The following is a 10868-nucleotide window of genomic DNA, read 5'->3' on the forward strand; positions in this document are numbered from 1 at the left end:
AACGGGGAGCATTGACAGATATGCATCTGCCCCGGCAGGTGTTTAACCGTCAACGCTTCTTGTATTTCTGCGTAAGGAAAACCCGGCAGCGGGGATGTGCCGGGAGATGACAGGCTTTATAAGGACCTTTGGGCACCTATGGTAGACACTGCGAACGAAATCCTACCGGTCAATATCGAAGACGAGCTCAAGCAGTCTTATCTCGACTATGCCATGAGCGTTATCGTCGGCCGGGCACTTCCGGACGTGCGTGACGGATTGAAACCCGTCCATCGACGTGTTCTGTTCGCCATGAACGAACTTTCCAACGACTGGAACAAGGCTTACAAGAAGTCAGCCCGTGTCGTTGGTGACGTGATCGGTAAATATCACCCACACGGTGACTCTGCGGTATACGACACAATTGTTCGAATGGCACAGGACTTCTCCCTGCGCTACCCACTGGTAGACGGTCAGGGTAACTTCGGTTCCATTGATGGCGACTCTGCCGCAGCCATGCGTTACACAGAAATTCGCATGGACAAGCTCAGCCATGAACTGCTGGCTGACCTGGAAAAAGAGACCGTAGACTTTGTACCCAACTATGACGGGACTGAACAGATTCCTGCGGTTCTGCCAACCCGTATTCCCAACCTGCTGGTTAATGGCGGTGCCGGTATTGCGGTGGGTATGGCCACCAATATTCCTCCGCACAACCTGACGGAAGTCATCAATGGCTGTCTGCATGTTCTGGATAATCCGGATTCCACCATTGATGAGCTGATGGAATTTATTCCCGGTCCGGACTTCCCGACCGCCGCCATTATTAATGGTAAGGCTGGTATCTTGCAGGCTTACCGCACCGGTCGTGGTCGTATCTGGATCCGTTCCCGCGCGGAAGTGATTCAGGATCCCAAGAAAAATCGTGAAGTCATTATTATTCACGAGCTGCCATACCAGGTGAACAAGGCCCGCCTGATCGAAAAGATCGCCGAGCTGGTCAAAGAGAAGAAGATCGAAGGTATTAGCGAAATTCGTGACGAATCCGATAAGGATGGTCTGCGGGTTGTGATCGAGCTGCGCCGTGGCGAGGTGGGTGAGGTTGTCCTGAACAACCTGTATGCCCAGACCCAGCTGGAAACTGTATTCGGTATCAATATGGTGGCTCTGGTTGATGGTCGTCCCAGGACCCTCAACCTGAAAGAGATGTTGGAAGCCTTTGTTCGCCATCGTCGGGAAGTTGTTACCCGTCGTACAGTGTTCGAACTGCGCAAGGCCCGCGAACGAGGCCACATTCTCGAAGGTCTGGCGGTTGCCCTGACTAATATCGATCCAATTATCGAAACAATCAAAAAGTCCCAGACTTCTGCCGAAGCGAAAGAAGCCCTGATGTCCAAGTCCTGGGATGCGGGTCTGGTTCTGGGTATGCTGGAAAAAGCGGGCAGTGATGCTTGTCGTCCGGATGATCTGCCTTCCGCTTTTGGTCTGCATGGTGATCAGTACACCCTGTCTCCGGTACAGGCTCAGGCCATTCTGGAAATGCGTCTGCACCGTCTGACCGGTCTGGAGCATGAAAAGCTGCTGGCCGAGTATCGTGAACTGCTGGACAAGATTGCCGAACTGGCTCTGATTCTGTCTGACCCTGAGCGACTGATGGAAGTCATCCGCGAAGAACTGCGCAAGGTTGTGGAAGAGTATGGAGACGAGCGTCGTACCGAGATTATCTCGTCCCGCCGTGACCTGACTGTAGAAGATCTGATCACCGAAGAAGATATGGTGGTCACTCTGTCCCGTACCGGTTACGCCAAAACTGTTCCGGTCACCGAATACCAGGCACAGCGCCGTGGTGGTAAGGGCAAGAGCTCTGGCAGCCTGAAGGAAGAGGATTGCGTCGAGCATATGATTGTGGCCAACACCCACACCATGCTGCTGCTGTTTTCCACCAAGGGTAAGGTTTACTGGCGCAAGGTTTACGAGATTCCTGTGGCATCCCGTACTGCCCGTGGTCGTCCGATTATTAATATCCTGCCGCTGGATGAAGGTGAGAAGATCACCGCCATGCTTCCGGTACAGGAGTACGATGCCGAGAAGTACCTGGTCTTCGCAACTGCCAAGGGCACGGTGAAGAAGACTTCCCTGCAGGCCTACTCCCGTCCACTGTCGTCCGGTATCCGGGCAATCAACCTGGTTGAAGGTGATGATCTGATTGGTGTGGCACAGTGTGAACCTGGCCGTGAAATAATGCTGTTCAGTGATGCCGGTAAGGTGGTTCGCTTTACTGAGGATCAGGCCCGTGCCATGGGTCGTGTATCTACTGGTGTTCGCGGTATTAAGCTGGAAGGTGACCAGAAGGTTGTTTCCCTGATTGTACCAGAAGGCAATGATCCGATTCTGACTGCTACTGAAAACGGCTACGGCAAGCGTACTGATCTGGAAGAGTATCCAATCAAGGGTCGTGCGACCAAGGGTGTGGTTTCCATCAAGGTGAGCGAGCGTAATGGGGCTGTTATCGGCGCGGTTCAGACCAGCGAAGATGATGACATTATGCTGATCTCTGACCAGGGTACTCTGGTTCGGACCCGTGCTGCTGAAGTTTCCATGGTTGGCCGTAACACTCAGGGTGTTCGTCTGATCCGGGTGGCTGATGGTGAGAAGCTGGTTACTCTGGAGCGGGTGCGTGAGCCTGAGGATGAGGTTGCGGTGGAGGAAATCGCTGCTGATTCTGAAGAATAATTCTCAGCTATAGAATAAAAAACGGCGCAAAAAGCGCCGTTTTTTATGTGACCAAATTAACCTTCTGGTTCAATGATTTTCAGATTTGGCAAAATCAGTTATTACTTCTACATCATTTGCAGGAATGAGTTTCCCAAATTTTTCTAACTTGTGGCTAACCAATTTCCAGGCCATATACTGTTCTTGTTGCTTTTGATCTGGCATTTCATAAGGAATAAGAATATCTCTAGGTAAAGCTTTTAGTGTTTCCAGTGTCCCTAGTTTTCCTTCCCAAAGATTTCCGTGTTCAATAATTTTTTGAGGCTCTTTCTGGTTGAAAAATAATGGGTGAATGGCGCGGGTAAACCCTTCATTTTCTTGAACCATTGGCATAGTTACTTTAAATATGCCTTGTTGCCCTAGAAGTTTTTTTCTAAACCGATTTTTGACTTTAACACTTCTAACAATTTGAGCGACCTTTCTCTGTAACTGGAGCTCATAATCAGGGGCTTTGGCAAATTCATGCATGACATAGCGCTGGAATAAAATATCAATCATCCCATCTTTGTCTTTTATCATCCGTACTCGTTCCGGGCTGAAACGCAGGATTGTTTCAAGTGGGCGCGCTAAGCTGTCAAATGCTGCCTGAGCTGTAATCTGGCGACCTTTAACTGCTTCTTCATAGAAGGCTAACTCTTCGTTTAGAGCCTTAATACCTTCTAGGTATACTTTCCTGTCAAGGTGGTTAAAAAAGTCACATATTCTTTTTGCTTTTGTTTTTTCAAGCCGATATGCAAAAACATTTAGCTGTGGGATAGCCATAATGACTCCCACGTTAGCGAATTCACCCGTTTCTGGGTAAGGCATGAATTGCACAATGGCATAATAGCAAGCGTACTTATTCATTTCATGCTCCAAAATTCGCTGGATCTATACATTTCCAGTGTGGCTAAAAGAGCCTCAGAGTCTAACTCAAAGGGCCTGGTTTCCTCAAGGTCGTGCCAAGGCCATATCCTCTTAACAGTATCGACTGCAGACTCAAATACAGTAATAGCCTTGTCCATTCGTGCCTGATACTCCTGAATGGCAACCATATCACCAAATACTGTATCTTTTGCACCAGAGAATATGTGCGTTTTAAAAAATGACGCTTCGTCAAATTCACAGTCGAATGCCAGGTTGTGATCAATGACGGATAGTTTTTGTTCACTCGCGGTCCATAGTAAATTGGGGTTGTCAGGGGTCCTATCACAATTTTTAACCCACCAGTCAAATACCAAAATGTCTGACTTTAAATTATTAGACACTTTCTTGGGCATTTTGTTCGGCTCAAGCCAGTTTGCTTGTTTTACTTCTCTAGAACCGAAGCAGATACCATGACCTGCGTCTCTTAAGCTATCGTTGCGTAAAGAGTGGTATAAGCACTCGTTAATTTCTACTAGACAAAAGTCGGCAACAGGTAGTCCAAATTCTTTTGCGAGGTGTCCGCAAATCCACTCTTTAGCTTGGTCTTCTCGGCCGACTTTGTATCCTTTAACATAATAAAACTCACCGTCCTCACCTTCGCAGCGGTGAACTCCGCTCATTCCTTGCGTTGTTTTTCCGATGATTTCGTCAATCTGAATAGGCTGATCCAATCCGTATGGCTCCCCAAAGCGTGGTAGTGAAGTTTTCTACAGTTCGTAGGGTTCTTTTTTTATGGCTTTCTGTCAATGCACTCTAGCTTGAGTATTTTGTGAATTTTTTAAGAATGATTGAGTTTTACTTTGGTTTTTCTCTTTTGTTTTTGCAAAACTTAAGATGCACAAAGTTATAAAGAATGACTGGTCATATTGTAATTATCGCGTGCTTTTTCCCCCATATCCGGTTATTTTTCGCTGATAATAATCTCAACCCTTAGCGGGATCAGCATAATCAGGTTTTATGGGCACAGATACATACAGAGCGCATAACTTCAGCGCAGGACCAGCAGCACTTCCCACCGAAGTTCTTGAGCAGGCACGAGATGAGATGCTGAACTGGCAGGATCGTGGCCTGTCAGTGATGGAAATCAGTCATCGTAACCCGGCTTATATGGCAGTTGCCAAAGAGGCTGAGCAGGATCTGCGTGACCTGTTAAGCATTCCTGATAACTACCGGGTTATTTTTATGTCCGGTGGAGCCACTTCCCAGTTTGCCATGGTGCCCCTCAACCTTCTGGGTAATGGCGGGCGTGCTGATTATGTGGATACCGGGCACTGGTCGCTGAAAGCGATTCGTGAAGGCGGTCGTTTTGGTGAGGTGAATGTAGTCTGCAGCAGTGAAGAGCAGAGTTACACCACTATCCCTGACCGTTCCGAATGGAAGCTTGATCCAGAAGCGGCCTATGTACATTACACCCCGAATGAAACCATTGGTGGTCTGGAATTTATGGATATTCCGGATGTTGGTGATGTGCCACTGGTGGCGGATATGTCTTCCACCATTCTGTCCCGCTCGCTGGATGTCAGCAAATATGGTGTGATCTATGCCGGAGCCCAGAAGAATATTGGTCAGGCTGGCATTACCGTGGTGATTATCCGGGATGATCTGCTAGGTAAAGCCGCCGATGCCTGCCCCACTTTATGGAACTACCAGCAGGTGGCTGATAATGATTCCATGCTTAATACACCGCCGACATTTGCTTTATATATCTGTGGTCTGGTGTTTAAGTGGCTGAAGCGCCAGGGTGGTGTGGAAGCTATGGAGAAAATCAATAAGCGTAAGGCTGAGAAGCTTTATAAGGCCATTGATTCCAGTGACTTCTACAGCAATCCTATTGATCCACGCTATCGCTCCTGGATGAATGTCCCTTTCCGTTTGAAGAGCGATGACTTTAACGCTGAGTTTCTGCAGGAAGCCGAGAAGGCCGGGCTATTGAACCTGAAAGGTCACCGCGCTGTCGGTGGTATGCGTGCCAGTATTTATAATGCGGTATCGGAAGATTCTGTGGATGCATTGATTTCCTTTATGGCTGAGTTTGAGCGCAAGCACGACTAGCCAGCGATCTTGTTAAAAAACGGTAGCGGTATACAAGCCCCTACCGTTTTTTATGCCTGATGTTTTTGATATTTATGGTTTCACTGGCCACTCCGGGTGGTCAATATCAATAACGAAATGGTGGCTGTGAACTGTTTCTGGCTCGCCATCATTCCCCGGGTGTGCATGTTCCAACTCTTCAGGGTCATGTTTGGGGTAGGTTTTCAGGGCAACAAGTAAACCAGCCAGACTGAGAGCGGTCATCATCATAAATGCATGGGTCAGTCCAAGTGTTGCACTGCCCCAGCCTGCCAGCAGATAGGTAAAGAACCAGCAGAGGTGAGACAGTGAAAAGTTGGCAGCAAAAAATGCCGGTGAATCACTTTCTCTACAGGAGCGGTTAATCAATGCTCCAACTGGTGTCTGAATCAGGGAGGTTCCCATTCCCAGCACAAACCACAAAAGCAAAAAGACAGACCATGAAGGCAGGCTGATACCAACAGCCAGTGCTGCCACAATCATGATGCAGCCGGTTAGAATAACGGAACGGATTTCATGCTTCTTCAGCCAGCGGGGCAGATTCAGTGCAATCAGCATGGAACCAAACCCCATAGCTGCCATTGCCATGGCTGTTTCCTGTTCGCTCTTATTCAGCGCCTCACTGACATAAATCACGGTATTCACAATCGCCATTGCGCTGGCGCTGGCAACAGCCATATAGGCTCCCAGTACAGCTCTTAGTCTTGGTGTTTTGAGGTAGGAGCGGATGCCAAACTGCAGATTATGGATAATGCTTTTCTTTCTCTCCGGTTGCAGGGCGGCAGGAATCACAGCCGTGATAATCAATGCTCCTGAAAGCAGGAAAGTGATGGCATCAGCAATAAATAATCCACGAAAGGACATGACTGTCAGCAGAAGGCCGGCCAGTGTCGGGCTGAGCAGTTGCTCAAGATCGTAAGCCAGGCGACTCCACGACAGTGCTTTCATATACTGCTGCTTATCTGGCAGAACCTGGGGCAGCACAGATTGGTAAACCGGAGTAAATCCCGCAGAACAACTGTTTATCGCCAGGATCAGCAGATAGATATGCCAGATTTCGCTCACAAAAGGCAGCAGAAGAATCAAGCCTGCGCGTACCAGGTCCAGCCCTGCCAGCCACTGTTTACGCGGCAGCTTATGAGCAAAGGCACCGATAACGGGAGCCAGAATCACATAAGCAAACATCTTCAGGGCCAGCGCAGTCCCAAGAACAGAACCTGCCCTGTCTCCGGCCAGGTTGTAGGCCAGCAGAGCCAGGGCAATGGTGCTGATACCTGTTCCTGCCAGAGAGGTAATCTGGGCGAAGAACAGGTGGCGGTAGTTTCTGTTACTGAGTAATACGTTCATTGACGTCCGGTGTTTTCAATACTAAGTCAGGAAAAAAGCTGGCCAAACAGTTCACTGAAAAACAGTTTCAGGCTGTCCAGCAGACGTTTGAAGAAACCACCCTGTTCAATAGTTTCTGCGGCAACCAGGGCAACTTCTTTTACAGTTTCGTTATCTATGGTCCAGCTGGCAGTGCCGACAACATCGCCTTTGGCTATCGGAGCCTGCAGTGGTTCGTTGATCTGGTACTGAACATCAATCTTCTTCAACTGGCTTTTCGGCAGTGTCATATAGACATTATTCGGCACCGTGATATCCAGCTGATCTTCGGCTCCTTTCCAGATGATTTCAGTCAGGGCAGGTTTGTCGGCAGGAACAAGAAGTTCAGTATCGTAAAAGCGGAAACCGTAGGTCAGCAGGTTTCGACTTTGGGAGATACGGGCATTACGGCTGGGGGTGCCCATCACTACGCTGATAAGGCGCATATCATCCTGAATGGCGGAGGAGACCAGGCTGTAACCCGCTTTGGAGGTGTAGCCGGTTTTCATGCCATCCACGTTCAGGGAGTTATCCCACAGCAGCTTGTTGCGGTTGGTTTGAGTAATACCGTTCCAGGTGAATTCCTTTTCCTTGTAAATGTCGTATACCTGAGGGGTGTCCTGAATCAGACGTCGGGCAAGGATGGCCATATCCTTGGGAGTAGTGGCAATGCCCTTGCCATCAAGGCCGTGAGCATTAACAAATCGGGTGCCGGTCATGCCGATCTGTTGGGCCCAGCCGTTCATCAGCTCAACAAAAGCCTGTTCGCTGCCGGCAATATGCTCAGCAAGAGCTACGCAGGCATCATTGCCTGACTGGATCATGATTCCCCGCAGCAGGTTGGCAACGGAAATCTTGTCGCCAGGCTCAATAAACATTTTTGATGAATCGGGGAAGTAACGGGACCAGGCCTTGCGGCCGACGGTGACAATATCGTCCATGGCCAGGCGGCCATTGTTGATTTCCTGACCGGCAACAAAGGCGGTCATGATTTTTGTCAGGCTGGCAGGTGCAAGCTGGGTTTCGGCATTATCTGAAGCGATCACTTTGCCGGAATCAAAATCCATCAGCACATAACCCTTGGCATTCAGGTTGGGTGCCTTGGGAATGATAGTGACAGCGTTAGCTGAAACTGCTGCTAGTGCCAGTGTTCCGGTTAGAGCAAGGTTTTTCAGGAAAGTTACAGACATTGATAACTCGAGGCGTTAGGTGTGTGATCTGGTTGAAAGCGTTTCTGGGCAAGTTGAATGGCGGCCCGGTCTCCGATATAGGGAGTGGGCTGGCTTTTATCAGCTTGCATATACTGCCAGGTTTCTGGCCCTTTCCCGCAAATTACCAGAACATCATCCGCTTGTAATTCCGCTAATGCCCTATCAATGGCTTTGATACGATCTGGCTCAAGAAAAAATCGGTTGCTGACAGCACTTTGAGACATGGCCGCAAGAATAGTGGTCAGATCGACTCCCAGCGGGTTGTGGCAGGTAAACCAGCAAAGGTCAGCAGTTTCAGTACAGAGTCGGCCAAACTCCCCGGCATCATCCAGCCGATCCCCTGTGATACCAGCCACCAGCAGAATACGACCTTTGGTATGTGGTCGTATATTGTGAAGAAGGTGGCTTATACCGTCACAGTTATGGGCGTAGTCAATCAGAACAGACCCACCCTGAGGGAGTGTTATGGGTTCGCAGCGCCCTGGCACAGGTTGAAGAGAGGTCAGCCGCTGCGCTGAGGATTCAAGATTTCCGGTAATCTCCTGCAGCGCTGCCAGGATGGCCAGGCTGTTCACGATATTAAAGGTAAACGGCAGTTGCAGGGTGATAGGGAAAGATTGACCTTTACTGCAAATCTGAAACTGTGAATGCTGGTTACTCAGCTTTATCTCTGAAGCATAAATATCGGCACCAGGATCGCGGGTGCTGATAGTTATGGTTCTGGCCCGTCCCCGGCAGCGGTCTTTAATAGCGCAGGCCATTTCATCGTCCAGATTGATAATAACCATGCCACCGGGCTTAAGCCGGTCGATCAGGCTGAGTTTGGACTGGATATAGCGGCTGCGGCTGCCGTGGTAATCGAGATGATCTTCTTTCAGGTTGGTGAAGATTGCGATATCAAAGTCAATCATATCAGCCCGCCCTTGGTCCAGAGCGTGGCTGCTGACTTCCATGACATGATGAGTGACCCCGGCCGCAATCATATTGGACATCTGGTTAGCCAGTTCCACCGGGCCGGGGGTGGTATTCACGGTCGGGTGTTTATAACTGGCAAAGTGACAACCAAGTGTGCCGGTATAAGCTGCCGTATACTCCTGCCCGAGAAGCTGCATCAGGCCGTAGGCAACTGTCGTTTTACCATTGGTACCGGTGATGCCGATATTCAGCATCCGATCCTGGGGGAATTGATAGTAGCGATAAATCAGTCCAAGACTCATTGAGTCATCAGGCATCACAATATTGGGAACAGTAATATCAAGCTTTCTGCTGCTGATAACACCGCAGGCACCTTGTTTGATGGCATCCAGAGCAAAGGTGTGGCTGTCGATCTGTTGCCCCTGCTGGCAGATAAAGATATCGCCGACATTGACAGAGCGGCTGTCTGTTTCAAATTTACCGGTAAAGTTCAACTGCTGGAGCTGGGTCAGAGCCTGCTCCATGGCAAAGCTCATATTATGAGACTGGGAAAAAACATCAAAGTAGGCCATTTTCTACGATTAGTCAGTGACGAGGGCATGAGGCTATTGTACGGTTGCAGCCTTAACCAGTTAAATCGAATATTCTGCTTAAAACTATGAGCAATATCAATTGGAAGGGAGTTGATCTTAACCTTCTGCTGACTTTCGATGCCTTGATGGTGCAGCGCAGTGTTTCCAGGGCAGCGGAACAGATGCATCTGGGGCAGTCAGCCATGAGTTATAACCTCAACCGCTTGCGCAAACTGCTGAAAGATCCACTGTTTGAACGGCAGGGACATATCATGGTGCCCACCCGCAGGGCAGAGGATCTGGCACCCAGGATACAGGCTGTACTGACGGCTATCCGGGATGACATATTGCAGCCAGCTTCTTTTGTACCCGGGGAATATTGCGGCCGTATCCAGATTGGGCTGAACGATTATACCGAGCTGGTCTTTGGTCCGGTTCTATTTGATGCCCTTATGCAGCAGGCACCGGGATGCCAGATTGTTTTTCGGGCAGCAGATGACAGCAACTATCAGCAGCTGTTTGAGCAGGGTGAAATTGATCTGGCCATTGGAACCTATCCAGAATTGCCTGAAGGTCTGGTTCGCCAGCAGCTTTACCGCGAAAAGCACGTTTGCCTGTTTGATAACAGTATGTTGCAGGTTGATCAGCCGATTTCCCTCGAAGACTATCTGGCCACTCCCCAGGCGATGGTATCACCTACTGGTGAACTGGCGAGCCCCGTAGATAAGCGGTTAAGTAACCTTGGATACGAGAGGCATATGGTTTTGGGTTCTTCACGGTTTATTACTCTGCGCCATCTGTTGATTGGCCGGCGCCTGCTCTGTGTCATGGCAGAAATGATGGGGCGAACAGAGTTCTTCGCTCATAAACTGACTATCTGCCCGCCACCGGTTGAAGTGCCGGATTTTGATATTGAAATGATTCTGAAAAAACGCGATTGCAATCATCCCAGAATGCAGTGGTTAAGCAATCAGGTGCAGCAGGTGATCAAACAACATATCGCCAGTATTTTTGCCAAATCAGGTAAAAGCAGCGAGCAAAATGTCAGCCAGGCTGGGTTACCACAACCCGGCTGACA

8 protein-coding genes are annotated in these 10868 nt (G+C 49.3%); 3 read left to right on the plus strand and 5 right to left on the minus strand.

All coding sequences use genetic code 11. The annotated features are described in order from the left end of the window. Nucleotides 1-138 precede the first annotated feature (138 nt). Nucleotides 139-2712: a DNA gyrase subunit A gene (gene gyrA / locus M3P05_RS15440; RefSeq protein ID WP_249700852.1), complete on the plus strand. Its 2574-nt coding sequence runs from the start codon at nt 139-141 to the stop codon at nt 2710-2712. A 69-nt stretch (nt 2713-2781) separates the two neighbouring features. Here gyrA and M3P05_RS15445 read toward each other — a convergent pair whose 3' ends face one another. After that, complete coding sequence (locus M3P05_RS15445; RefSeq protein WP_249700854.1) at nt 2782-3597, minus strand: DUF3037 domain-containing protein; 816 nt, start codon at nt 3595-3597, stop codon at nt 2782-2784. Continuing rightward, nucleotides 3594-4328: a HipA family kinase gene (locus M3P05_RS15450; protein ID WP_249700856.1), complete on the minus strand. Its 735-nt coding sequence runs from the start codon at nt 4326-4328 to the stop codon at nt 3594-3596. The genes M3P05_RS15445 and M3P05_RS15450 overlap by 4 nt, the downstream gene beginning before the upstream one ends. Before the next feature lie 286 nt (nt 4329-4614). Here M3P05_RS15450 and serC point away from each other — a divergent pair, with 286 nt between their 5' ends. After that, on the plus strand, nt 4615-5709 hold the full coding sequence (gene serC, locus M3P05_RS15455; protein ID WP_249700858.1) for a 3-phosphoserine/phosphohydroxythreonine transaminase: 1095 nt from the start codon (nt 4615-4617) through the stop codon (nt 5707-5709). Between the two features lie 72 nt (nt 5710-5781). On the opposite strand, the gene M3P05_RS15460 is transcribed toward serC, so the two are convergent. Genes M3P05_RS15460 through M3P05_RS15470 form a run of 3 tightly spaced genes read right to left on the minus strand, consistent with a single transcriptional unit; the run spans nt 5782 to nt 9754 of the window. Then, entirely contained in the window at nt 5782-7074 is a 1293-nt protein-coding gene (locus M3P05_RS15460; RefSeq protein ID WP_249700860.1) for an MFS transporter, read from the minus strand. Nucleotides 7075-7100: 26 nt separating this feature from the next. Continuing rightward, the gene (locus M3P05_RS15465) at nt 7101-8282 is read right to left on the minus strand and encodes a D-alanyl-D-alanine carboxypeptidase family protein (protein WP_249700862.1); all 1182 of its coding nucleotides are present in this window, start codon (nt 8280-8282) and stop codon (nt 7101-7103) included. Next, nucleotides 8273-9754 (minus strand): Mur ligase family protein, encoded by a 1482-nt coding sequence (locus tag M3P05_RS15470; protein WP_249700864.1) that lies wholly within the window; start codon nt 9752-9754, stop codon nt 8273-8275. The genes M3P05_RS15465 and M3P05_RS15470 overlap by 10 nt, the downstream gene beginning before the upstream one ends. Before the next feature lie 122 nt (nt 9755-9876). Here M3P05_RS15470 and M3P05_RS15475 point away from each other — a divergent pair, with 122 nt between their 5' ends. Further along, nucleotides 9877-10866 (plus strand): LysR family transcriptional regulator, encoded by a 990-nt coding sequence (locus tag M3P05_RS15475; RefSeq protein WP_249700867.1) that lies wholly within the window; start codon nt 9877-9879, stop codon nt 10864-10866. Nucleotides 10867-10868: the final 2 nt, after the last annotated feature.

This window comes from Parendozoicomonas callyspongiae (assembly GCF_023502345.1).
GTDB classification, from domain to species: domain Bacteria; phylum Pseudomonadota; class Gammaproteobacteria; order Pseudomonadales; family Endozoicomonadaceae; genus Sansalvadorimonas; species Sansalvadorimonas callyspongiae.